The organism is Pyrococcus sp. ST04 (assembly GCF_000263735.1).
Taxonomy (GTDB): domain Archaea; phylum Methanobacteriota_B; class Thermococci; order Thermococcales; family Thermococcaceae; genus Pyrococcus.
On record NC_017946.1, the window covers coordinates 383,879 to 406,780 of the forward strand.

General features: G+C 41.7%; 30 protein-coding genes and 1 tRNA gene. 18 read left to right on the top strand and 13 right to left on the bottom strand.

Annotation, left to right across the window (positions count from 1 at the left end; translation table 11 throughout):
* Positions 1 to 31: 31 nt before the first annotated feature.
* Both eno and PY04_RS01945 read right to left on the bottom strand, forming a co-directional pair.
* Positions 32 to 1,324, bottom strand: a complete 1,293-nt coding sequence (eno, locus tag PY04_RS01940; protein WP_014733499.1) for a phosphopyruvate hydratase — start codon at positions 1,322 to 1,324, stop codon at positions 32 to 34.
* Positions 1,325 to 1,364: 40 nt separating this feature from the next.
* Positions 1,365 to 1,922 carry a Maf family nucleotide pyrophosphatase gene (locus PY04_RS01945; protein WP_014733500.1) on the bottom strand — a complete coding sequence of 186 codons (558 nt, stop codon included), beginning with the start codon at positions 1,920 to 1,922 and terminating at the stop codon, positions 1,365 to 1,367.
* Positions 1,923 to 2,047: 125 nt separating this feature from the next.
* Between PY04_RS01945 and PY04_RS01950 the strand changes: the two genes are divergently transcribed.
* Together PY04_RS01950 and PY04_RS01955 are read left to right on the top strand one after the other, a co-directional pair.
* Positions 2,048 to 2,332 carry a 50S ribosomal protein L44e gene (locus PY04_RS01950; RefSeq protein ID WP_014733501.1) on the top strand — a complete coding sequence of 95 codons (285 nt, stop codon included), beginning with the start codon at positions 2,048 to 2,050 and terminating at the stop codon, positions 2,330 to 2,332.
* Between the two features lie 4 nt (positions 2,333 to 2,336).
* On the top strand, positions 2,337 to 2,534 hold the full coding sequence (locus PY04_RS01955; RefSeq protein WP_014733502.1) for a 30S ribosomal protein S27e: 198 nt from the start codon (positions 2,337 to 2,339) through the stop codon (positions 2,532 to 2,534).
* Here the strand turns inward: PY04_RS01955 and PY04_RS01960 are convergent.
* A complete protein-coding gene (locus tag PY04_RS01960; protein WP_014733503.1) occupies positions 2,509 to 2,964 on the bottom strand; it encodes a 6-carboxytetrahydropterin synthase in 456 nt (151 codons plus the stop codon). The two genes, PY04_RS01955 and PY04_RS01960, sit on opposite strands and share 26 nt — an antisense overlap.
* Before the next feature lie 67 nt (positions 2,965 to 3,031).
* On the opposite strand from PY04_RS01960, the gene hxlAB reads away from it, so the two are divergent.
* The 5 genes from hxlAB to PY04_RS01985 are packed head-to-tail and all read left to right on the top strand — an operon-like array spanning position 3,032 to position 6,645.
* A complete protein-coding gene (hxlAB, locus tag PY04_RS01965) occupies positions 3,032 to 4,252 on the top strand; it encodes a bifunctional 3-hexulose-6-phosphate synthase/6-phospho-3-hexuloisomerase (protein ID WP_014733504.1) in 1,221 nt (406 codons plus the stop codon).
* A gap of 43 nt (positions 4,253 to 4,295) precedes the next feature.
* Positions 4,296 to 5,039 carry a hypothetical protein gene (locus PY04_RS01970; RefSeq protein WP_014733505.1) on the top strand — a complete coding sequence of 248 codons (744 nt, stop codon included), beginning with the start codon at positions 4,296 to 4,298 and terminating at the stop codon, positions 5,037 to 5,039.
* The gene (locus PY04_RS01975; protein ID WP_048055901.1) at positions 5,033 to 5,698 is read left to right on the top strand and encodes a TIGR02253 family HAD-type hydrolase; all 666 of its coding nucleotides are present in this window, start codon (positions 5,033 to 5,035) and stop codon (positions 5,696 to 5,698) included. Before PY04_RS01970 ends, PY04_RS01975 begins: the two co-directional genes overlap by 7 nt.
* On the top strand, positions 5,682 to 5,867 hold the full coding sequence (locus PY04_RS01980) for a hypothetical protein (RefSeq protein WP_014733507.1): 186 nt from the start codon (positions 5,682 to 5,684) through the stop codon (positions 5,865 to 5,867). The genes PY04_RS01975 and PY04_RS01980 overlap by 17 nt, the downstream gene beginning before the upstream one ends.
* The gene (locus tag PY04_RS01985; protein WP_014733508.1) at positions 5,854 to 6,645 is read left to right on the top strand and encodes a glutamate cyclase domain-containing protein; all 792 of its coding nucleotides are present in this window, start codon (positions 5,854 to 5,856) and stop codon (positions 6,643 to 6,645) included. The genes PY04_RS01980 and PY04_RS01985 overlap by 14 nt, the downstream gene beginning before the upstream one ends.
* On the opposite strand, the gene PY04_RS01990 is transcribed toward PY04_RS01985, so the two are convergent.
* Positions 6,632 to 7,237: an HD domain-containing protein gene (locus tag PY04_RS01990; protein WP_014733509.1), complete on the bottom strand. Its 606-nt coding sequence runs from the start codon at positions 7,235 to 7,237 to the stop codon at positions 6,632 to 6,634. The two genes, PY04_RS01985 and PY04_RS01990, sit on opposite strands and share 14 nt — an antisense overlap.
* A 47-nt stretch (positions 7,238 to 7,284) precedes the next feature.
* Here PY04_RS01990 and PY04_RS01995 point away from each other — a divergent pair, with 47 nt between their 5' ends.
* Positions 7,285 to 7,761: a GNAT family N-acetyltransferase gene (locus tag PY04_RS01995; RefSeq protein WP_014733510.1), complete on the top strand. Its 477-nt coding sequence runs from the start codon at positions 7,285 to 7,287 to the stop codon at positions 7,759 to 7,761.
* 28 nt (positions 7,762 to 7,789) lie between these two features.
* A tRNA-Arg gene (locus PY04_RS02000) sits at positions 7,790 to 7,866 on the top strand.
* 321 nt (positions 7,867 to 8,187) lie between these two features.
* Here the strand turns inward: PY04_RS02000 and PY04_RS02005 are convergent.
* Positions 8,188 to 9,648, bottom strand: coding sequence for a transporter (locus PY04_RS02005; protein WP_014733511.1), 1,461 nt, complete (start codon positions 9,646 to 9,648; stop codon positions 8,188 to 8,190).
* Between the two features lie 256 nt (positions 9,649 to 9,904).
* On the opposite strand from PY04_RS02005, the gene PY04_RS02010 reads away from it, so the two are divergent.
* The 4 genes from PY04_RS02010 to PY04_RS02025 are packed head-to-tail and all read left to right on the top strand — an operon-like array spanning position 9,905 to position 12,819.
* Complete coding sequence (locus PY04_RS02010; RefSeq protein ID WP_014733512.1) at positions 9,905 to 10,483, top strand: winged helix-turn-helix domain-containing protein; 579 nt, start codon at positions 9,905 to 9,907, stop codon at positions 10,481 to 10,483.
* 10 nt (positions 10,484 to 10,493) lie between these two features.
* Complete coding sequence (locus PY04_RS02015) at positions 10,494 to 10,799, top strand: DUF211 domain-containing protein (protein WP_014733513.1); 306 nt, start codon at positions 10,494 to 10,496, stop codon at positions 10,797 to 10,799.
* 1 nt (position 10,800) lies between these two features.
* On the top strand, positions 10,801 to 11,358 hold the full coding sequence (locus tag PY04_RS02020) for a helix-turn-helix domain-containing protein (protein ID WP_014733514.1): 558 nt from the start codon (positions 10,801 to 10,803) through the stop codon (positions 11,356 to 11,358).
* A gap of 57 nt (positions 11,359 to 11,415) precedes the next feature.
* Positions 11,416 to 12,819 carry an acetate--CoA ligase family protein gene (locus tag PY04_RS02025; protein ID WP_048055902.1) on the top strand — a complete coding sequence of 468 codons (1,404 nt, stop codon included), beginning with the start codon at positions 11,416 to 11,418 and terminating at the stop codon, positions 12,817 to 12,819.
* Here the strand turns inward: PY04_RS02025 and PY04_RS02030 are convergent.
* From PY04_RS02030 to PY04_RS02055, 6 genes are all read right to left on the bottom strand, one after another.
* Positions 12,816 to 13,892 (bottom strand): DUF835 domain-containing protein, encoded by a 1,077-nt coding sequence (locus tag PY04_RS02030; protein WP_048055903.1) that lies wholly within the window; start codon positions 13,890 to 13,892, stop codon positions 12,816 to 12,818. The genes PY04_RS02025 and PY04_RS02030 overlap by 4 nt on opposite strands.
* Positions 13,889 to 15,151, bottom strand: coding sequence for a bifunctional sugar-1-phosphate nucleotidylyltransferase/acetyltransferase (gene glmU / locus PY04_RS02035; RefSeq protein ID WP_014733517.1), 1,263 nt, complete (start codon positions 15,149 to 15,151; stop codon positions 13,889 to 13,891). Before glmU ends, PY04_RS02030 begins: the two co-directional genes overlap by 4 nt.
* Positions 15,152 to 15,202: 51 nt before the next feature.
* Positions 15,203 to 16,039 (bottom strand): ribose-phosphate diphosphokinase, encoded by an 837-nt coding sequence (locus tag PY04_RS02040; RefSeq protein ID WP_014733518.1) that lies wholly within the window; start codon positions 16,037 to 16,039, stop codon positions 15,203 to 15,205.
* A gap of 1 nt (position 16,040) precedes the next feature.
* Positions 16,041 to 16,394 carry an ASCH domain-containing protein gene (locus PY04_RS02045; RefSeq protein ID WP_014733519.1) on the bottom strand — a complete coding sequence of 118 codons (354 nt, stop codon included), beginning with the start codon at positions 16,392 to 16,394 and terminating at the stop codon, positions 16,041 to 16,043.
* A gap of 78 nt (positions 16,395 to 16,472) precedes the next feature.
* Positions 16,473 to 16,733, bottom strand: coding sequence for a UPF0147 family protein (locus PY04_RS02050; protein ID WP_014733520.1), 261 nt, complete (start codon positions 16,731 to 16,733; stop codon positions 16,473 to 16,475).
* 193 nt (positions 16,734 to 16,926) lie between these two features.
* Positions 16,927 to 18,084, bottom strand: coding sequence for a tryptophan--tRNA ligase (locus PY04_RS02055; protein ID WP_014733521.1), 1,158 nt, complete (start codon positions 18,082 to 18,084; stop codon positions 16,927 to 16,929).
* A 175-nt stretch (positions 18,085 to 18,259) separates the two neighbouring features.
* Between PY04_RS02055 and PY04_RS02060 the strand changes: the two genes are divergently transcribed.
* Positions 18,260 to 18,571, top strand: coding sequence for a DUF5748 family protein (locus tag PY04_RS02060; RefSeq protein ID WP_014733522.1), 312 nt, complete (start codon positions 18,260 to 18,262; stop codon positions 18,569 to 18,571).
* A gap of 2 nt (positions 18,572 to 18,573) precedes the next feature.
* On the opposite strand, the gene PY04_RS02065 is transcribed toward PY04_RS02060, so the two are convergent.
* Positions 18,574 to 19,494 carry an Lrp/AsnC family transcriptional regulator gene (locus PY04_RS02065; protein WP_014733523.1) on the bottom strand — a complete coding sequence of 307 codons (921 nt, stop codon included), beginning with the start codon at positions 19,492 to 19,494 and terminating at the stop codon, positions 18,574 to 18,576.
* Positions 19,495 to 19,628: 134 nt separating this feature from the next.
* Between PY04_RS02065 and PY04_RS02070 the strand changes: the two genes are divergently transcribed.
* From PY04_RS02070 to PY04_RS02085, 4 genes are all read left to right on the top strand, one after another.
* Complete coding sequence (locus tag PY04_RS02070) at positions 19,629 to 20,117, top strand: adenosine-specific kinase (RefSeq protein WP_014733524.1); 489 nt, start codon at positions 19,629 to 19,631, stop codon at positions 20,115 to 20,117.
* A gap of 10 nt (positions 20,118 to 20,127) precedes the next feature.
* Entirely contained in the window at positions 20,128 to 20,685 is a 558-nt protein-coding gene (locus tag PY04_RS02075) for an XTP/dITP diphosphatase (RefSeq protein ID WP_014733525.1), read from the top strand.
* 32 nt (positions 20,686 to 20,717) lie between these two features.
* On the top strand, positions 20,718 to 21,170 hold the full coding sequence (locus tag PY04_RS02080; RefSeq protein WP_014733526.1) for an Lrp/AsnC family transcriptional regulator: 453 nt from the start codon (positions 20,718 to 20,720) through the stop codon (positions 21,168 to 21,170).
* A gap of 95 nt (positions 21,171 to 21,265) precedes the next feature.
* Positions 21,266 to 22,456, top strand: a complete 1,191-nt coding sequence (locus PY04_RS02085) for a class I SAM-dependent rRNA methyltransferase (RefSeq protein ID WP_014733527.1) — start codon at positions 21,266 to 21,268, stop codon at positions 22,454 to 22,456.
* Here PY04_RS02085 and PY04_RS02090 read toward each other — a convergent pair.
* Positions 22,453 to 22,902, bottom strand: a complete 450-nt coding sequence (locus PY04_RS02090) for a universal stress protein (protein WP_014733528.1) — start codon at positions 22,900 to 22,902, stop codon at positions 22,453 to 22,455. The two genes, PY04_RS02085 and PY04_RS02090, sit on opposite strands and share 4 nt — an antisense overlap.

Sequence of the window (22,902 nt, forward strand, 5' to 3'; positions counted from 1 at the left end):
AAAAAAGAATTTTAAAAGGGTTTAAAAACCTTCAGAAGAAGACTTTTCTAAACTTCTTGCCAGCATAAACTGCGACTCCTTCAAGCTCCTCTTCTATTCTAATTAACTGGTTGTACTTTGCGTTTCTGTCGCTCCTTGCTGGTGCTCCGGTTTTTATCTGGCCCGCATTCAGGGCTACTGCAAGATCTGCTATTGTTGAATCCTCAGTCTCACCACTTCTGTGCGAAACTATGACTCCATATCCTGCTCTAAAGGCAGTGTATGCAGCATCAATGGCCTCGCTTAGTGTTCCTATTTGGTTAACCTTTAGGAGAAGGGCATTTGCTGCTCCCATCTGGATTCCCTTGGCGAGTCTTTTTGGATTGGTGACAAAGAGGTCATCACCAACTATCTGAACCTTGCTTCCGAGCTCCTTGGTTATCATGACAAAGCCTTCCCAATCTTCTTCGTGGAATGGGTCCTCAATTGAGACTATTGGATATGTTGAAGTCAGCTCCTTGTATAGCTCGAGAAGTTCACCCCTATCGTACTCTTTTCCTCCTACCACGTATTTCCCAATTTCCTCGTTATAGAACTCGCTAGACGCTGCATCTAATGCAAGGGCTATCTCTTCCCCTGGCTTGTATCCGGCTTCTTCAATTGCCTTTATTAGGACGTCAAGGGGTTCCGTGACCTCTTTCATTGGAGGCGCGAATCCGCCTTCATCACCAACATTTACCGCGTTCTTTCCGTACTTCTCCATGATAACCTTTTTGAGAACGTGGTAAGTTTCGCTGACCCACCTTATTGCTTCCCTGAATGAGTCCGCTCCTATCGGCATTATCATGAACTCCTGAAAGTCAAGCTCATTGCCCGCGTGAACACCTCCATTAATGACATTGCTGAGGGGAACTGGGAGAACATAGGCATTTACTCCTCCCAGGTACTGATATAGTGGTAGCTCAAGGGAGTTTGCAGCAGCCTTTGCAACTGCCAGTGAAACTGCAAGTATTGCATTGGCACCGAGGTTGCTTTTGTTTTCAGTACCGTCAAGTTCAAGGAGGAGCATGTCAATTTCTCTCTGCCACCTAACGTCCATTCCAATGAGCTCTGGCGCTATTATCTTATTGACGTTTTCAACGGCCCTTCTTACTCCCTTTCCATGATATCTCTTTCCCCCGTCTCTCAGCTCAACTGCTTCGTGTGTTCCTGTTGATGCACCACTTGGGACTGCTGCTCTTCCCATTGCGACATTTGTGTAAACGTCAACCTCAACTGTTGGATTCCCCCTACTGTCGAGTATTTCTCTAGCAACTACAGCCGTAATCTCATAGGGGTTCTCCATATTCGACCACCAAAGGTGATATCCTTTCCATCCTTAAAAATCATGTCTTTGGTTTGAGGCCTAGTTTCATCAATTCGACAACTACCTTAATGGGCAGGCCGACCACGTTATAGTAGTCTCCCTTTATCCATTCCACGAAAACTGATGCATACCCTTGAATGCCGTACCCTCCTGCCTTGTCTTTCCATTCTCCTGTTTTGAGGTACCATTCTATAAGCTCCTTGCTCAGCTTTCTGAACTTAACTTCTGTAATCTCTGCCCCTTCTATTCTCTTTTCTCCCTTAATTATGCAGTACCCTGTGATAACTTTGTGGATATTATCGCTTAATAACTCGAGCATTTTTCTTGCTTCGTGTTCACTCCTGGGTTTTCCTAGGATCATATCATTGAGAACCACGGTAGTATCGGCGGCAACTATTATCTCCTTAGGATACCTCTTTGCGACTGCAAAGGCTTTTCTCCTAGCTATCTCAATAGCCCTTTCTTCCGGTGAACTTGCCATGCTTGTCTCTTCAACATTGCTGGGGACTACTTTAACGTCAAAGAATCTCTCTAGAATTTCTCTTCTCCGGGGGCTTGCAGATGCTAAGATTACCATCGGACTAAACTTTTAACTAAAGATTTTTAAACTCCCCCCTTCCACCACTGAATGCATGATCACTAAGCATGGCTCGGGGGTGTCCGTGAAAGGAGCCCTCCGGGCCCTGGAGGGAGGTGGAAAATATGAAGTATCCGAAGCAGATAAGGACGTACTGTCCGTTTTGTAAGAGGCACACTATTCACAAAGTTGAGAAAGTGAAGAAGAGGCCTAGGAGTGAGCTTAGTGCGGGTCAGAGAAGGTTCAGGAGAATCCTTAAGGGTTACGGTGGATTCCCAAGACCAAAGCCAGAGGGAAGAGAAAAGCCAGTTAAGAAGCTTGACCTTAGGTTCAGATGCACTGTTTGTGGAAAGGCCCACACTAGAGGTAGAGGATTCAGGGTTAAGAGGTTTGAGCTAGTGGAGGTGTGATGCCATGGCTCTCCCAAAGAACATAATTCCCATGCCGAGGTCAAGGTTCCTTAGGGTTAAGTGCATTGACTGTGGAAATGAACAGATAGTCTTTAGTCACCCAGCAACAAGGGTTAGGTGCTTGGTGTGCGGTGCAACGCTAGTTGAGCCCACTGGTGGAAAGGGAATAGTAAAGGCTAAGATCCTTGAAGTTCTAGAGTGATCTCGGCATAGCTTCTGGGATCTTCCCATATCCTCACTTTGATTTTCTCAACATTTTTCCCAGCTTTTTCGAGAATCCTCTCGGCAAACCACTCTGCTAGGTATTCTGCAGTAACGTTCGGCTTGTCTATCACAACTACTTCATTTTTTGGGAGTTCTATTTTCTTCCCATTCCTCTCTATCTGCACTTTGTCATTCGAAGCTTTTACCCATCTTTCGCTGACTATTATTCTGTGATCCAGAAGCTTTGCTAGCTCTGAAAGGTGGTTGAAGTCGAATATCATGCCGTTCTCGTTTAGTTCTCCTTCAATTTCTACTTCCACCCTGTATGTGTGTCCATGTATTCTGAGGCATTTACTTTCGTAAGGTAGTTCAAGAAAATGGCTGCTGTCAAAGTCTTTTGTCCAATAAATCTTTTTCCTTACCTTCATCTCCATCGGAATATAATTAGTATAAAGTTTAAAAGAAGGTAACTCTACTCATCACCGGGTGTGAGAGATGATCCTCCAAGTTGCTCTTGATTTAACTGACATAGAGCAGGCCATTTCAATAGCCGAGAAAGCTGCTCGTGGCGGCGCTCACTGGCTTGAGGTTGGAACCCCATTAATTAAGAAAGAGGGGATGAGAGCTGTCGAACTTCTCAAGAGAAGGTTTCCTGACAGAAAAATCGTTGCAGATTTAAAGACAATGGACACTGGAGCCTTGGAAGTGGAGATGGCTGCCAGGCATGGAGCCGATGTCGTTTCAATTCTTGGAGTTGCAGATGATAAGACAATAAAGGATGCTTTAGCCGTTGCGAGGAAATATGGAGTAAAAGTAATGGTCGATCTGATTGGAGTTAAGGATAAAGTCAAGAGAGCCAAAGAGCTTGAGAAGATGGGAGTTCACTACATTCTAGTCCACACTGGGATTGATGAGCAAGCTCAAGGAAAAAGTCCACTTGAAGACTTAGAGAAGGTTGTTAAGGCTGTTAAGGTTCCAGTCGCCGTTGCAGGCGGTTTAAACCTTGAAACAATTCCGAAGGTTATAGAGCTTGGAGCCACGATCATAATAGTTGGTAGTGCAATAACAAAGGCCAAGGATCCGGAGGAAGTAACGAGGAAGATAATAGACCTGTTCTGGGATGAATACATGAAAACTATAAGGAAGGCAATGAAGGACATCACCGAGCACATCGAGGAAGTTGCAGAGAAGCTTAAGCTTGAGGAGGTTAGGGGATTAGTGGATGCAATGATAGGGGCAAATAAAATATTCATATACGGAGCAGGAAGAAGCGGGCTCGTTGGAAAGGCCTTTGCAATGAGGCTAATGCACCTCGACTTCAATGTTTATGTTGTTGGTGAAACGATAACCCCAGCATTTGAACCGGGTGACCTCCTCATAGCCATAAGTGGTTCTGGTGAGACAAAAACGATAGTAGATGCCGCTGAGATAGCTAAGCAGCAGGGAGGAAAAGTTGTTGCGATAACGTCCTATAGGGACTCAACACTTGGAAGGCTTGCGGATGTTGTGGTAGAAATACCAGGAAGGACTAAGACGGATCTACCTACCGATTACATAGCAAGGCAAATGCTTACCCAGTATAAGTGGACGGCTCCTATGGGAACTTTATTTGAAGATTCTACCATGGTGTTCCTTGACGGTGTGATAGCCCTTCTCATGGCTACATTCCAGAAGACGGAGAAGGACATGAGGAGAAAGCATGCCACTATAGAGTAGTTCTTTGATATTTCTCTCCTTCTCACATTTTGGAGGAATATCAATGAGGCCCATATTTGTGGGCATCGGAAATTATGGTATGAAGGTGGTTTGGAGCATAAAATATAGTAAGGCTAGAAAACTCTTCCTTAACCCTACTCTATACCTTTTTAGAAAGGAACTTTTCTTAAAAAAGCTTGAAGAAGTGTTCTGGAGCATTGAGAAAGAAGCTCAGATATGGTTCATATTTGAGCCAAAATCAGTAAATTTGGAAATACTATCACATATCCTAGAAAACTCACCTTCAGACTTAATGAAGATTGCATATGTTTTAATCCCCGGTAGAGAGCTTGTACTTGAAGAAAAACCTGAGTGGGTGCATTACTTTGAAACAGTCTTCTATGACTCCTTTTGGGAATTTCTAAAAGGTCGAGAAGATAAGCCAATTTGGCAGGCTTATCTTGAGGCATCTGCATCAATAGGGGAGATGTTCACGCGACTTTACAGTTACCTTGACAATCAAATGCTGGTAAATGTTGATCTGGCAGATTTTCTTCAAATAATCAAAGGAGGAAACGTTGGAATTTTGCGGTTATTGAAAACCGTAGATTTCAATTGGCACTGGGGTATATGGGAGAGGGGGTTGATCAATATACTCGCAAATAGCAGTACATCACTAGAAGACGTGATTAATATTCTAAAAAGGTTCCAAGAGATATTAAAGGAAAAAGACATAATATGGGGAGTCAAGATGGATGATAGTATCAAAAGTACAGAAGTACTGGCACTATTGGTGAGAAAATGGTGAGAATAAGAGCAATATTCTTTGACTTGGATGGAACGTTAGTGAGTGAATGGCCCCTGGTGATGACATTTCTTCCAATAGTTTACTCTGAGATTTCGAAGAAAATAGGAGTTCCAAAATATAAGGCTAGGGAGATATTCTTAAGGGAGATAGAAAACCGAAAAGGCACATATGAATGGCACGACTGGAACTTCTTCTTTGAGCTTTTTAAGTTGCCCTTCAAATTTGAGGACTTCTTACTTAGATACCCGGATCGCATTGAGGTTTTCTCTGGTGTTCCAGAAGTCCTTGATAGCTTATCTCGGAAGTACATTTTAGGAGTAATAACAAGTGGACCTAAGTATCAAGAATTAAAACTAGCCCTTACAAATCTCCGCAAGTATTTCGATGTTATTATAACGCGTGATCATGTAAAAGCTGTGAAACCAGACCCTAAAATATTTATTGCAGCCCTTGAAAAGGCTGGAGTTGAGGCTGGAGAATCCCTTATGGTGGGAGATAATTTGGAGCAGGATGTGCTTGGGGCTAAAGGAGTTGGCATGAAAGCAGTTTGGATAAACCCCAGTAATGACAACAGTTATAATATTGCGGATTTTGAGATAAAATCGATTCTAGAACTTCCAAGAATCTTAGAGGTGATTGAGAATGAAGAAGATATTTGAAAAGGAAGGAATTTTCGTAGAGTACAAAGAAAAGATAGTCAAAACGGCAAGAGATGATGTGCTGCTCCATAAAGAGGAGAATCCTACGAGGTTGTGGTGGGAGTTGAAGGAGGCGATTAAGGGTAAGAGGGTTAAGATAGTTGTGTATGAGGTAGATGGAAGTGATTGATCACCTTATTGCTACAGACATAGGAGGGAGGGGAGTAGAGAAGTTATATTTAAAGTATAAGCTAAAGAGACCTCAATACCTTTCAAATGCAGCTAATATTCTTTTAAGTTCTGAGAGAGTCTTAATAGTGTCTGACTTTCCAATACCCCCTTCCATGACTCCTGAAACAGATGGGCCCCCAGGAGCCCTTGCCTTAGCATTAGCTCTAACATCACTTGGGAAAAGTGCAACAATCCTAACGCAGGATATTGTAGCAGATGCGTTAAAGGATTTTTATAGGGATGTTATCACAAAATTTCCAAACATCGAGAAATACTCGTGCTTAGTAAGCATAGAAACTCCTGGTAGGGCCAGGGATGGGAAATATTACTCATTCTCTGGCCTAGAAATAAGGGTTAGGCCTTATGATGAGCTCTTTCTTAATGCCTCAGAGAAGGAAATACCAACAATAGGAATTGGGGATGGAGGAAATGAGATAGGGATGGGCAACTTGGAGCTTAAAGGCAGATATTATTCTACGGTTAGAACAACGGAGTTAGTAATTGCTGGAGTATCAAACTGGGGGGCATATGGCCTTGTTGCAGAGCTTTCGATCAGAGAGGGAGTTAACTTGCTTAGAGAATTTGATGAAAAGTCTGTTGTCACTAGTCTCGTTGAAGCCGGGTTAATCGATGGCATAACGAAAAAGAGAGAGTCAAGTGTTGATGGTTTGCCTCTCGGCCTTCATGAAAAGATAATATCGCTCTTAAACGAAATAATAGACATTAAAATAGCGTGATTTCCTTCTTTAACTCCTCTAGAAAGTCCTCGACGATTTTATGCCTCTCCTCTGCAATTTTCTTTCCAGTTTTTGTGTACATGAGGTCTTTTAGTTTCAGTATTTTCTCCTCAAAATGTCTAATTGAATCCTCTATGCTTCTGCCGTGCTCGCCAGAGTACATAAACACCCTCGCTATCCCTACTGCTCCAAGTGCGTCTATCTTATCTGCATCACTAAGGATTTTTGCTTCTAATGTCCTTGGCTCCACACCTCTTGAGAACCTGTGGGCCTCTATTGCGTGGACTACTTCTTCAATTTTCGGATAGTTGTTTAGTATGTCCCTGGCTATCTTAGCGCTTTCTTTGGCATGATCTTTGATCAATCCTTTTTCCTCTAGTGGCCTTGCAACATCGTGAAGAATCGCTGCTAAAGCTAAAACTTCTAGATCTGCACCTTCTTTTTTGCCGATCTCTAGGGCCAGCTTTAACACTCTCTCAGTATGAGAGAGGCCGTGACTACCTTCCCCCAGCATCTCTTTTGCAACTTCTATTGCTCTCTGGATTTCTGGTTTAATACTCCCTAGGTGCTTCACAATTATCTCTTCGAGCATTTTCGTCCCCCATACCTTTTTAAAACCGGCAGTTTATCTGTTCTTCGATGAGTGAAGTCACAATAGAGAGGCTCAAAGAAATTAATGAAAAAATTCTCCGGGAGCTCATTGAGGTTTACATGAGTGGATATAAGGGACTGGAAGAGTATGGAGGGGAAGGGGAGGAGTATGCGAGAGATTACATTCTTTGGTGCTGGAAGAGGGCTCCAGACGGGTTCTTTGTGGCCAAGGTTGGGAATAAAATAGTCGGGTTTATCGTTTGTGATAGAGATTGGTTTAGCAGATATGAGGGAAAAATCGTTGGTGCGATTCACGAATTTGTTATAGATAAAGAGTGGCAGGGTAAAGGAATTGGAAAGAAGTTGCTGAAGACATGTTTGGACTTTCTTGAGAAATATAATGACACAATAGAATTATGGGTTGGGGAGAAAAACTTTGGGGCAATGAAATTATATGAGAAGTTTGGGTTCAAAAAGGTAGGTAAGAGTGGTATTTGGGTGAGGATGGTTAAGCAAAATTTATAAATCAACATCATAACTTAACCCCGAGTGTGGGCCCGTAGCCTAGCAGGATAGGGCGCCGGCCTTCTAAGCCGGAGGTCGCGGGTTCGAATCCCGCCGGGCCCGCCATTCTTCTAATACCAAATTCCATACACTTCGTCTTCTCCAAGTGTTCATTTGGAATGTTTTTGGCAATTTGATTATGGTATCTAGACTGGCCTTCATGAATAAATCATAATTAGTAGCTAGATCCATCAATAGTCAAAACAATAAATTTACCAAAAATATAAACATCTGAACCTGGAAAATATTATCATTGAAAGCACTCTGATTCAGTATGTTGTTCTGATTAGTTCGTTTAGAACAAAGAACGCAAGAACAGTTGTTACAAAGTATGCAAGGCTTAGTAGACGGTACATCAAACTAACATCAAGCATTGAAAGGCCAGTCTTATCTTTTCACCCTCATAATTGTCACGTTTCCAATCCTGTAAATTGGAGATGCCACGCAGCTCATATTAACTTGTCCCCACCGTTCGTGAATAAAGGGCTCGAGGATAATATACTTAACATGGTATTTTTTGATAATGAGCTTTTTCTCATTGCAATCTCCTGTAAACAGCTTTTCTAAGTCCTTTCTCCTTTGCTCGTTGTCGAGAAAAGTGTTCCCATGTCCATACATCGTGGCTATAATCGGTCTTCCAGTTAATGCATTTAACATCATTCCAGCCTCTTCGCTCGTTGCTATCGTATCATCTCGGTTGGTATTGGTCAGTATCCAGTCTCTGACCTCTAGAAAGTGCTCTCTTGGAAAATAATTGGAGAAGTCTACTCCAGAAACTTTCACAAAAGGATCTCTCCTAATGGAGTCCCAAAAATTCAACGCCCCGGCCACAGGGAAGAGGAATACCATGATGATTAGGAGCATTGTGGCCATTTTCCTAGAAGATATCTCAACGATGGAGACACCATATGCCGCTAGGAGGGTATAAGTGTACGGAAGCAAGCCACTGAATCGTGACGACCACAGTATTATCCCAAGGGGTTTGAGAAGCTCCGGAGAAAGTCTAGCAACCCATATAAGTCCGATGAATAAGAGCAACGTTGTAACAGTAGTTTCTTTCCTCTTTCTCCAGTTTATAATAGCCAGCCCGAGAAATGGAATAAGGTAAAGAGGAGGGAGCAGGCTAGTGAGTTTCCTTTCCAAGGTGTCCGTTTCCCAAAACCTGTATATATCTTCGATCTGAGGTGCAGTTTCGGCATGAATAAGGGCGTTAATAATGAAGGGAGAGAAGACGGCTAATGCTATGATGAATGTCAACAATGCCCGCTTTTCTCTCTTTAGAATCCCGACCACTATAGGGAGAGCGAGTAAAGGCAGCACGAACGCATAGTGGGTCCACAGAGCGAGACCCATTAAAATGCCTGAGATTACCCATTGCCGCCTGATGAAATGGAGAAGAGACAGTACTCCAAACAGTGGAGCGAGTTCCTTTGGATTAGGGTAAATGTGAGCGGTTAATAGCATTAAGGAGAGAGATGCCGCCGCTATTCCGGCATTCTCTCCCCAAAGTTCTTTGGCTACGTGGAACATAACTAGTATTGTTGAGAGTGCCAGAGCCGCCTGTAGTATCATCATGCTTTTCTCAATTGGGAAGCCAAATCCCCACGATATCCCCGCGACGAGGAAATGGTAAAAGAACGGGTACCAGTTCGGATACACGTTATAGGTCTGATCTAGGAAGGGACTCCTTCCAAGTAATATTCCTCGGGCTATTGCTGTATGAACGAGTGTGTCTCCACCTATGATATACCCTGGCGGAGTTTTCCTCGTTAAGAAGTAGGGAAGAGTAATTAGGATTGTCACAAGGGTTATGTAGCAGAGCAAGTGTTTTTCATTTGCGTTTTTCATAATTCAACCCCTAATATTACTCGTTGAAGTGTTTTATTATAAGGCTATTTTCAAGTTCATTCAAGGTCATTTTCTATCTCGTTATATGAGACTTTAGATTATGAGGTGATTGTTATTGGGAAGGATAATTTCTAAAAAACAAAAAATATGTTTTGGGGGCTTTGAATAATCTCCTAAAACTGATGGAAGAAAATAGAAAAAGTTTTAACTTTTCATGTAAACCTAAATCAGAACGTTAAAATTGGAGGGGCGGAGAATGGCAAAGAAGGTTAAGGTAATTACAGATCCAGAAGTCATTAAAATAATGCTTGAGGACACTAGGAGGAAAATTCTCCAGCTTTTGAGAAATAAAGAAATGACAATATCCCAATTGAGTGAAATACTTGGAAAAACTCCCCAAACAATATATCACCATATAGAGAAACTCAAGGAGGCGGGCTTAGTTGAGGTTAAAAGAACCGAGATGAAAGGGAACCTCGTTGAAAAATACTATGGTAGAACTGCTGACGTATTTTATATAAACCTGTATCTTGGCGATGAGGAGCTAAGGTACTTTGCCCGTTCGAGATTGAAGACAAAGCTTGATATCTTCAAAAAGCTTGGTTATAAGTTTAATGACGAAGAGTTGCTTGACTTGATGGATAAGATGCTAATGAAGGAATATGAGACAAAAGTTAAGATATCGAAAGAGATTGAGGAAAATGAGGAAGCTCTAAAGGAGTTTTCCAATGAGGATATAATACATGCTGTTGAATGGCTTTCAATGGCTGAATTGGGAAGAGATGAGGAATACATAGAATTACTTAAAAAGCTAAGTCAAATTCTTAAGAGGTGACGGGGAGAAGATGGCCAAGGGGATAAGGCTCCTTGTTTTAGATGTTCTGAAGCCCCATCAACCCTTAGTTACAGAGCTTGCCCTAGGACTGAGCGAACTTGAGGGAGTGGAAGGAGTGAATATTACGCTAGTCGAGATCGATAAAGAAACTGAAAACGTAAAGATAACGATTGTGGGTGATAATCTGGACTATGAGGAAATAGTTAGGACAATCGAGGAGTTTGGAGGCGTTGTTCACAGTATTGACATGGTTGCCGCGGGTAAGAAAATAGTCGAAGAGGGAGAAACCCCCCAGGATAAGCTGGAGGAATATTAGGATGTGTAGGAAAGATGTTATGATAATCTCAGATCCAAAGCAGTTGAAAGTGTTGTCAGATCCAACCCGTATAAGCATATTAGGCCTTCTTAGGTATCACCCAATGACAGTTTCAGAAATAGCACAGGCCCTGGGAAAGGACAGATCTACAATATATAGGCATATAAAAGCTTTGGAAGATGCTGGACTGGTAGAGGAGGTTGAGAAGGTTGGAAATGAAACCGTTTATGGAAGAGTAGCTTTGCTGTTTTTAGTCAGAGTTGGGCCTGATAAGGATACCGAGGAATTCAGAAGAACCTATCTCATGAGAGAAATGGCGAAGTTAATAGAGATTCTTGGAAAGGCTGGAATAAGAATAAAAGACAAGGAAAGATTTTCTAAACTCCTTGAAGAGGTTTTTCATGGCATAGAGTCGGACTCTCAACCACTTATAGAAAGGATATCCTCCATAGACCTTGATGAAATAACGCTAATCCACTTTTTAAACTTCTTGACCCTAATCTACTCTCCAAAGTATACTAACAAGGTCAAGGAGTTAAAGGAATTATTGGACATTTAATCCAACTTGGAAAATTTTATATATGTAAAATTGGTCCCCCATGTTAGGTGGTTAGAGGTGGCTGGAGAGCTGGATTTTCTATTTTACCCTAAGAGCGTTGCAGTAATTGGGGCCTCTCACGTCCCTGGGAAAATAGGAAATGCAATAATGCGTTCAATCACGGCGAACTTCAAGGGCAAGGTTTATGCTGTGAACATAAAGGGTGGTGAGATTGAGGTCAACGGAAAGAAATTCAAAGTTTACAAGAGCATCAAGGATATTCCAGATGAAGTCGATGTTGCAGTAATTGCAGTACCTGCAAAATTTGTTCCAGATGTTGTTGAGGAGTGCGGGGAGAAAGGGGTAAAGGGAGTTGTTGTAATATCTGCTGGCTTCAAGGAGGCTGGAAGGGCTGATTTAGAGGAGGAGCTCGTTAGAAGGGCCAAGAAGTGGGGAATAAGGGTAGTTGGTCCTAACTGTCTTGGAGTCACAAACCTTGAGAACGGCTTTGACTGTAACTTTAACCCGCCCGAGAGGCAGGCAAGACCAAAATTTGGGCCAATAGCCTTTATGAGTCAGAGTGGAGCATTCGGTGCAGCAATTCTTGATTGGGCAGCGAGGCACGAAGTTGGTATGAGCAAGTTCATAAGTCTTGGAAACATGGCCGACCTCGATGAGAGTGACTTCATGCTCTACTTGAAGGATGATCCAAAAACAAAGGTCATAACTGCTTATATTGAGGGAGTAAAGGACGGAAGGAAGTTCTTCAATGCGGCTAAAGAAACTACGAAGGTTAAACCCGTTATAGTTCTCAAGGCTGGAAGGACTGAGGCTGGAGCAAAAGCTGCCGCTTCCCACACTGGTTCGTTAGCGGGAAGTTATAAGATCTATGAAGCAGCATTCGAGCAGACTGGTGTTCTTTCGGCCAAGAGCATGAGGCAACTTTTCAATTATGCAAAGGCATTGGCCATGCAGAAGCCCGCTAGCGGGGATAGGGTTGCGATAGTTACCAATGGTGGCGGGGCTGGAGTGATGATGAGTGATGGCCTCCTTGAGGTGGGCCTCAAGCTTGCGGAGCTAAGTGAAGAAACTAATGAAAAGTTTAGAAAGGCTATAGAGGAAGGTAAGCTCCCAGAACACATGAGCTACAGGAACCCAATTGATGTCATTGGCGATGCTCCTTCAAGCAGGTATGAGCTTGCAATTAGATACGCCCTTGAGGATCCAAACGTTGATATAGTGGCAGTTATAGCCCTCTTCCAAAGCCCGGCGTTGGATGAGGGAATAGTTGATGTGATGGAGAGGGTTCAGGAGTACGGAAAGCCTATAGTATTCGTCGCTCCGGGTGGAGAGTTCCCTGAGAAAATGGCAAGGAGAATTGAAGAGAAAGGAGTTCCAGTATTCGAAACTGTTGAGGATGGAGTTGACGCCGTGTACGCCTTAGTCAAGTATGGGTTATATCTTAAGGAGCTTTCTGATTAGAGTTTTTGGAATTCTTTCTCAATTATTTTCATTTGATGCTCATCAAGGACTCTGGGGTTTATGACAAGTAAAATGCTCCCGTTGTTCTCTATTGCAATATCTTTGACAGTGTATAAGAATTTCATTGCTGGATTAAATCCATTTTCGAGAATCAAAAATTCGAGGCAATCTATATACAGTAAGTTATACCCAACCTTGAATGCCTTTGCAATAAGATCCGTTAGAATGTCAATCTTTGTTGGTGATATAGCATAAACGTTCTCTCTTATTTCTCCTTCCCTAACCTTTGTTACCCAATACACTAACGTTGAACTGTTTATTTCATTTGTTGGGTGCTTCCTAGTTATCATTACTGTGTTCATCTTTGAGGCTATGTCCAGTGCTTTCCCTTCATCGGTAGTCCAATAGGCTCCTGGCTTTATAACTAAATGTGGGGTTTTCTGTGGGGTTTTAGGGACGAATATTACCATCTTTAAGGCTCCTATAGCCGCAATTAGTCTGAAGATTGCTGCTCCGAGGAATGCTAGTGGATAGAACCAGTCTACATGCCTTGTAAATGGGTAAGTCAGGTTTAATACTCCTACCCCGGCAATTCCAAGTGGAAATAAAGCTTGAAGACTTCTCTTCTCCACAACATGTTCCCATAAGATGAATGCCAGGTAAACCAAAGCACCTCCAAGGATTAAGGATGGACACAAGGAGGATAGCATAAAGTTTCCTCTAAACATGCCAACTGCCATTGCAAATATCCATGCATATGATGCCACTAGAACTATCCCAATTATTGTGATGTGTCTCGGTCTTATTGTGTCATACTTTAACATAAACGCGGCTCCTAAGAGAAGTATTCCTATGTAGAAACTTGGTATTTTGCTGACAATGGGGTATATGTGAGGGTCTATCGTTATGCCTAATGGCTTCAATATGTAGTTTTCAATATCAAGCATTGCTATGAAAAATGCAACGGAAAGTATTGTCCAGCCTTTTTCCTTGGTTTTTATAGCTTTATACGTTGCAACACCAAACAGTATCCCCCTCGACAATAAATTAAGGAGGGGGATTATAGAGCTCATTTTTCTATCACCGTTTTCTCTTGCTTGACAACAACAAGAACACCTGGTGGAATGTTCTTGTCGACTATGACTCCGGGACCTACAAAGGCGTTACTCCCTATCTTTCTTCCCGGATATATACTTACGTTTATTCCGACCTTCACATTATGGCCTATTATCGCCCCGAGCTTTCTTCTCCCTGAGTCCTCTAATTTTCCTTTTACTTCAACTTTTACCGTTCCTTTGTCGTGTCTGAGATTTGCCGTTATCGTTCCTGCTCCTAAATTTGTATTCTCTCCTATTATTGAGTCTCCAACATAGTTCAAGTGTGGGGCGTTGCTATTGTCCATTATTATTGAGTTCTTTATCTCGACTGCATTTCCTATGTGGCAGTTGTCCCCTATACTTGTATAGGGCCTTATGAAGCAGTTTGGCCCTATCCTAGAATTCTTTCCAATCTTCACCGGCCCTATTATGTAGCTTCCCGCCCTAACGACTGTTCCCTCCCCAATTTCTACTGGAGGAATTATAGTTGCTCCCTCCTCAACGATGCCTTTGATCTCGTGTTTTAGCTTGGTTTTTAGGATGTACTCGTTAACCTCTAGGAGATTCCATGGTCTCCCGATATCGTTCCAATAACCTTCGTATTTGTAGAAAACGACGTTCTTTCCCGCTTCAATCATGAGATTTATTGTGTCCGTTATCTCGTACTCGCCCCTCTCGCTTTCCTCGGTTCTCTCTATGAATTCAAAAACATCATCTTTGAAGATATAAATTCCGAGATTTGCAAAGCCCTTGACATTTCCTGGCTTCTCAAGTATTTTCTTTACGTATTTTCCCTCTACTTCTACCTTTCCAAATTGGCTGAGGTCTTCAAATTCTTTAACTACTAGAGCTGCGTCTCCATTGTTCTTTCTAAAGGTATGTAAGAGTCCTCTGATGGCATCTTGCTCAAAATATATATCCCCATTGACTGCGAAGAACGCCTCTCCCTTTTCTATAAATTCTTTTGCAGAATATATCGCCTTTGCCGTTCCTTCTCCTTCGACTTGATCTACGTAGGTTATTGGTTTTCCGTGGAATTCATCTCCTAATAAATCGATTAGTTTTTCTTTCATATATCTAACTACTATAATGAACTCGTCGACGAAGGGATCAAGGTTTTCGATTACATACTCTATTATCGGCTTGTTCGCGACCTTAAGCACTACCTTTGGTCTATCATCTGTTAGTGGCCTTAATCTTTCTCCCTTTCCGGCTGCTAAAATCACGGCCTTCATTGTACTTCCCCAATTAGAAGGGTAAGTATGAGGAAGTACAAAAATCATGCGTTAAAGCCTAAGTATTTCAGGAACTATGCTTATCTTTGAAACGGGTGTGGGGATTGTATTTGTTACTGCTAATTCATCAACGGCATTGCTTACCCTTTCAATGGCTCCTTCTGCAAAAACTCCGTGTGTTGCAGCGACGAATATCCTCTTAGCCCCTAGTTCCCTGAGAAGATTTGCAGCTTTAATCATTGTTCCGCCCGTGCTTATTATGTCATCAACAATTAGGACGTTCCTCCCCTTTACATCAACATCTACTGGAGTCATCTGAACCTCTGTGGGTGATATTCTTTTCTTCTCAAAGTGGCTGTATTCGAGGTCTAATATTTCAGCAACGCTCTTTGCTCTCTCGAGCGCTCCCTTGTCGGGTGCCATTACTACTCCATCTCCTAACTTTTCCCTGAAGTATTCCGCTATGACTTTGGCAGGGGAGACATTTTCTGCTTTCCCTGGGAAGAATTCCAATGTTTTTGGATTGTGAATGTCGAACACGTAGAGTTCATCATAATATAAGCCGAGCATCCTCATTATGGCTCTCACGCTTATTGGTTCTCCCTCTTTGGTCACCCTGTCCTGTCTGGAGTAGGCGAGATATGGGACAACTATCCTTACCCTTTTATATCCCCTTTCCCGGAGGGCATCTCCTATGAGGATTGCCTCTATTATGTGTTCATCCTGGGGTCTGTACATTGACTGGATTACGGTTGCTTCTTCTCCCTCTTCGAGTATTCTTACGTACTTTTCTCCATCTGGAAATTTCTTTATCTCGACGTTAATTATTTTTGCACTCCCCTCAATTTCCTTTTTTAAGTGTTGGGCGCCACTACCAATAACAAACACTTTACCACCTCCAATTCTTTAAATTTACCCAGATTTGAGCCCCGTTTGGGATATCAACCTCTATAGGCGGATCAAACTTTATTGGATTTGCGAGAACCCACGCGTAAAGCTTTTTTCCATTGGAGTATTTTTTAAGAAAGTCATAGCTGGCAAGATGTTTGTTCTCATGATTTGCTAGCTCCTCTGGAGTAAATGGTCCAAGAACATCAACGAGCTCAACAACTCCGAGAGCTTTTTTCTCAGAAATTATCACTATTTTCCCTCTTATTTTAGTTGGAGTTTTCCTTATTTCCCAAGTCTTTTTCCCTTCTACTATCCATTTTGCGTAGGGCTGCCTTACTATTAGCCCTTTCATTAGGTCTCCCAAGGGAGAAAAAGGAGTTTAACCTATATAAATTCAACTTTTAAAGTTAAGAAAAGAAGAGGGCAATATTCACTTTATCTGCTCCAGGGCTCCAAGAACTTCCCAAATTATTGTTCTCGTATGAAGGGGCATGTTTGGATCCTCACTAATTTCTTCAAGTATTGCAATTGCATCAGCAGCCCTTACGGCAGGTTCTTTTTCCTTGTTCATAAGGGCCTCAATAGCTTGCTCGGCGGCCCTCCTAATATTTCTTGGAACAACTGTATCTTGGACAACCTGTTCCCTAAGTACTTGGATGATTTGGTTGATCCTCTCCTCAACATCTGTCATAAATATCACCCCCAATCATTTACTCAAGGTTACTAAACCCCCAGTAGTGATTATTTGGAATAAGCTAAAAAGTTTTTCTATAATTTCCAAATTCGCAAAATAACTGAGAAGTAATCTAAGCTCACCAGAACCTTAAAGGGGATGAAACTCTAAAGAAAAGAAAATAGGAAGGAACAGTTTAGCTTTAATTGGGTTACTTTTTCAATGGTTCTGGAATTGCCTTGTTCCACTGCTCTTGAGCTAGTTTTCCTGTGTATTTGAACTTCTCTACTAGCTTTTCTGCTTTCTTTCTCTTCTTTTGGTGCTCTTTCAAAAACTCTTGAACCTTCTGGATCAGGTATCTTTTACACTCCCCACAAGTTAACTCTCCATTTTTACAAGCATAATATCTCTCCATTAACTTCTTATCATCGGGTTCAAAGAATATTTCAAGCCATTTGAATACAACACATTTTTCTGGGTTACCACCCTTTTCTCTTTGCTCTTTAAGAGTTGGTTGACCTCCTGTGAGGGCAAACTTCCATATTTTCTTTCCAGCTTCTTCTGGATCATCTGTCAGGTAAATTGCTGTCTCTGGTTTTGAGGCACTCATTTTTCCTTCCAGACCTGTTAAGGGTGGAACGAATTTTGAGTGAAGTGCGGCTGTTTTATAATAGCCAAGGCTCTCGGCAAAGTCCCTTTGGAGTCTCCAGTATGGGTCTTGGTCAATCGCGGCTGGGATTAAACATCTCTTTTTCTCAAAAAATGTTGGGGCTGCTTGTATTGCAGGGAAGAATATCATTCCGATTTTGCTCTGCTCTGTAAATCCAAAAACGGCTCTAGCCATAGAGAAGTTTATCTTCTTCGCTATTGGAATTGCCATCTCATATATTTTTGTGAACTCACTATTCTGGAAGATGAACGTTTTGTCTGGATCAAAGCCAACCGCAATTATATCAAGTATGTTCTGATATGCCCAGTACTTCGTATCCTCGAAGCTGAGCTTCTCTTTAAACAAGAATTTTTCATCATCTGTTATTTGAATATACAGGTTTACATCAAATTTCTCTTGTAGCCACTTGGTTGCGAAAAATGGGATTATATGTCCTATGTGCATTGGTCCGCTTGGCCCTCTACCCGTATATAAGAAAAAGCCTCTTCCACTTTCATAGTCATCCAAGACTTTGTCGTAGTCTCTGTGGGAGAAGAAGAACCTTCTTCTGAAGTAGATTGGCAATTCACTCCTTGTCAGCTTTGCTGTTCTTTCAAGCAAGTCATCAGTTAAGGGGCTCGTTCCGAACTGCTCTATCAGTTTGTCATAATCTACAATACCCTCTACGTCCCAGGGTGTAACTTTGAACTCATCTGCCATTAGAACACCTCCTAATAGCTTTAGCTAGCTTAAGGATTGCAGAAGAGAGGAATTTAGTGAGTCCAAAAACCACCACCGAGCATGGGAGTTTAAAGGTTTAACAAAAATTTAAACCTTTTGGTTTGCGATAGGTATTTAACCTCCAAGAATAAAATAAATATGGAGGTGGTTCTAGATGAATTCTGAAGTAGTCAAGGAGTTCTTAGAGGACATTGGCGCAGATTATATTGAGCTCGAGGGTGAGATACACCTCGAGCCTGAGGTTTTCTATGAGGTTTGGAAATATGTTGGAGAACCTGAATTAAAGACCTATGTAATTGAAGATGAAGTTGTTGAACCGGGTGAGTACGATCCGCCTGAAATGAAGTATACGGAGGCGAAGAAGATTAAGATAAAGAAGGTGTACTTTGAAACGCTCGATGGAGTTAAGGTCGTAACTGATTACTCTGAGTTCAACAAGATACTCAAAGAAAAAAGATCATCTTAGCTCTAGAATTCCAATATTGATTTGTATCCCTTTCCATCTTTTCTAACCATTCTGGAGAATCTCGTTTTCATGTGCTCATTGTTTAATTCCGCGAACATGTCCAAGTAGCCTATTGCGAGTTTCTCAACATATGGGCTAAATTCGAGGACTTTTCTTCCCAGATCTTCTTTTGAAGAGAAGAACCATTCTATGTAATACCCTTTTGGCTTTAATATTCCCAACTTTATCTCGATATCTTTAAATCTTTCCAATAGTTCTTCTATATTCGCATTGGAGGCTATTCCAATGAATGACCTGTCGTAAATTGGTTCAATGTTTTCAATGTATGCATAAAAGCCAAGAATGACGCCATCTCTAATGAGTTTGTCTATCATAAACTTTATTGTTGGTCGACTTTTTCCTAGTTTTGTCTCAAGATCTTTCATCGGTGTTCTGGCATCGACTTTCAGTATGTCAAGAAGTACTGCATATTCATAGGGATACTCCCATTTCCCAAACTCAACGTTTTCTCTTTTTCTTCCCCAAACCTCATAAAATTCGAAGTTGTCCGAGTACTTTGAGAGCATTTCAGGAATGTACTTTTCTTGATCAACTGGAATGTGCATTATAGCCTGTATTCCATTTATGAATCCAAATATCGGTGTTATATGAGCAATGAAAGGATTTTTTAGCATTTCTTTAGCTTTTGTAGTTAGTTCTACTTTTGGAACATTGAGAAATGCGACGTAACTTTTCAGTCCTAACTTGACTATATTATATACTGCACTAACAAAAACATACTTTCCGTAATACTTGTCATATATTCTCTTTATTTTATGGTAATCAATACCCTCGGAAGTCGCTATCTTTCTTAAGCTCTCCCTTGGATACTTGTTAAGAATTTCAGCCAACCACTCGACCTCATTTTTATCTATTGAGGGCATATAACATCAGTAAAAATTGGTTACCACGACTAAAAACTCTTATGGTTGGGTTTCTTTAGAACCGATAATTCTACTAGGGGAAGGAAAAAGAAATAAAAGAAGGATCCTTGCTAAAGATCAAATGGTGGTGTGGCATGGTGAGGATTGAAGTTATTGATATAGAAAAGCCAGAAGGCGTTGAGGTAATAATAGGACAAGGGAACTTCTCGATATTTACTGTCGACGACTTAGCGAGGGCACTTTTAACGGCCGTCCCTGGGATAAAGTTTGGGATAGCAATGAACGAAGCCAAGCCTCAGCTAACGAGGTACACGGGGAATGATCCAGAGTTGGAAAAACTAGCGGCTAAGAATGCCGTGAAAATTGGAGCTGGGCATGTATTTGTGATATTAATGAAGAATGCTTATCCAATTAACGTCTTGAACACCATCAAGAACCACCCAGCAGTTGCAATGGTGTATGGGGCAAGTGAAAATCCATTCCAAGTAATAGTGGCGGAAACTGAACTCGGAAGGGCTGTCATTGGGGTAGTGGATGGAAAGGCTGCGAACAAGATAGAAACTGAAGAGCAAAAGAAGGAAAGAAGGGAGCTAGTCGAGAAAATAGGATACAAAATAGACTGAGGGCTCTTCTATGAAAATATTTTTTATCACATCAAACGATGGAAAAGTCAGAGAAGCTAAGGCCCTCCTAGAACCTTTAGGCGTTGAAGTAATCAAAAAGACTATTGAGTATCCGGAGATACAGGCTGGGTCTTTGGAAGAGGTAGTTGAGTTTGGGGCAAAGTGGCTTGCTGAAATATTAGATGGGCCTTTTATGATAGAGGATTCTGGTCTGTTTATAGAAGCTCTTAATGGTTTTCCAGGGGTGTATTCGGCTTACGTTTATAAGACAATAGGCCTCGACGGGATATTGAAGCTTCTTTCTGATGTGGAAAATAGGAGAGCTTACTTTAAGAGTGTAATTGGCTATTACGATGGGAAACTCCATATATTTAAGGGAATCGTCTGGGGCAGAATAAGCACTGAGAAGAGGGGAATACATGGGTTTGGTTATGACCCAATATTCGTTCCAGATGGTTACGAGAAGACCTTCGCCGAAATGACAACTGAAGAGAAAAACGCTATCTCTCACAGGGGAAAAGCTTTAAAAGAATTTCATAGATGGTTAAAAGAAAACCTTAAATACTGAACATTCGCCAAATAACTAGAAAGGTGGTGATTATGGCTGAAATCTTAGACAGGGTAGATAGGAGATTGCTTGAAGAACTAAAGAATAATGCGAGGGAAAATATAGCCGCGTTAAGTAAAAAGCTTGGGATACCCAGGACAACTGTCCATTACAGAATCAAAAGGCTAGTTGAAGAGGGGATAATAGAGAAGTTCACTATAAAGCCGAACTACAAGAAGCTTAACCTTGGAACCACAGCATTCATCTTGATAAGATATGATCCAGATTCTGGGTTGACTCAAAGGGAAGTAGCTGAGCAGATAGCTAAAATCCCGGGAGTTTATGAAGTACACATCATCGCTGGAGAGTGGGATCTTCTATTAAAGGTTAGAGCCTCTAATGCGGAGGAAATTGGTAAGATAGTAATAGATAGGCTCAGAGAGATTAAAGGGGTTGGCCAGACTGTGACAATGGTTTCCTTTGTTACAGTGAAGGAAGAAATTTAGAGGCGATGATCGACGTTCTCCTTGCTGAGCTATGATGATGCGAGGTTAGGTGAGCCTTTTTAAATCCCCCTTTCTATTCTGCATTGGGGGTTGAGATGGCGAGGGTAGTTGTTGATGCCCAAGCTGCGAGAGCCATAGGAAAAGGTGCAATGATAGTCTTCAAGAAGGGTGTCGTTAGGGTTGAAGGTGAGGTAAAGCCAGGTGACATTGTAGAAGTTTACACACGTGGCGGAAAGTTTTTAGGAAAGGGCTTTGCGAATCCAAACTCTAACATAATGGTGAGGATAGTTACCAAGGATAAGGACGTTGAAATAAACAAGGATCTTTTTAGGGAAAGGATAAAAAAGGCAAACGACTACAGAAAGAAAGTTCTTAGGTATACAAACGTCTATAGAATGGTATACGGTGAAGCTGACTACCTTCCAGGATTGATAGTGGACAGATTTAACGACATAGCTTCTCTACAGATATCCAGTGCGGGCATGGAGAGATTTAAGATGGATGTCGCGGAGGCTATAATGGAAGTTGAGCCGGAGATTGAAACTGTATTCGAGAAGAATACTGGAAGGAGCAGAAGAAGAGAAGGATTGCCAGAAATAGAGAGGGTTCTTCTAGGGAAGGAAAAATATAGGACAATAATACAAGAAGGAAGGGCCAAGTTCATTGTAGATATGAGAGGTCAGAAGACGGGGTTCTTCTTAGATCAGAGAGAAAACAGACTTGCCCTAGAAAAATGGGTAAAACCAGGGGACAGAGTTTTGGATGTTTTCACATATACAGGTGGATTTGCAATTCATGCAGCAATTGCTGGGGCTGAAGAAGTTATAGCAATTGATAAATCTCCAAGGGCTATAGAGACCGCGAAAGAAAATGCCAAATTGAATGGCGTTGAGGACAAGGTTAAGTTTATTGTGGGGAGTGCATTTGAGGAAATGGAAAAGTTACAAAAGAGGGGAGAGAAGTTTGACATAGTCATTCTCGATCCTCCAGCATTCGTTCAGCATGAAAAAGACCTTAAAGCTGGATTGAGGGCATATTTTAACGTAAACTTCGCTGGTCTTAACTTAGTAAAGGATGGTGGGATTCTAGTTACGTGCTCATGCTCTCAGCACGTGGATCTCCAGATGTTTAAAGATATGATAATAGCAGCAGGAGCCAAGGCTGGAAAGTTCCTCAAGATGCTAGAACCTTACAGAACCCAAGCTCCAGACCACCCCATACTTATGGCGTCCAAGGATACTGAATACCTCAAATGCCTGTTCCTTTATGTTGAGAATATGCGCTAGCGGACTATCATGACCGGGACGACTATTCTTCCTACAACGTCCTCCAGTAAGGATCCTATTCTTGTCTTTCCACTCTTACCATATGCTCCCATGACAACCATATCGTAGTTTCCAGAATTTGCCTCTTCAAGCACTTTATCCTTAGCGTGGCCCTCAACTATTTTAAACGAGCAGTTTATTCCCTCCCTGTGTCCCAGCTCAAGTAAGGTTGTTATGACCTCCTTAACGCTCTTCTTCATGTCCTTCCATATTGTTTCTTCGAACTCCTGTATTTTCTCGAGACTCTCACTTCTCATGCTCAGGTGAAATGCTAGGGCCTTTGCTTCTCTTCTATCTAGAACTGAAAATAATGTTACCTTTGCGTTTTTCCTTTTAGCAACTGAAAACGCATAAAGAGCTGCTTTTTGGCTCCATTTGCTTCCATCTACAAGTACTAGTATTCTCAT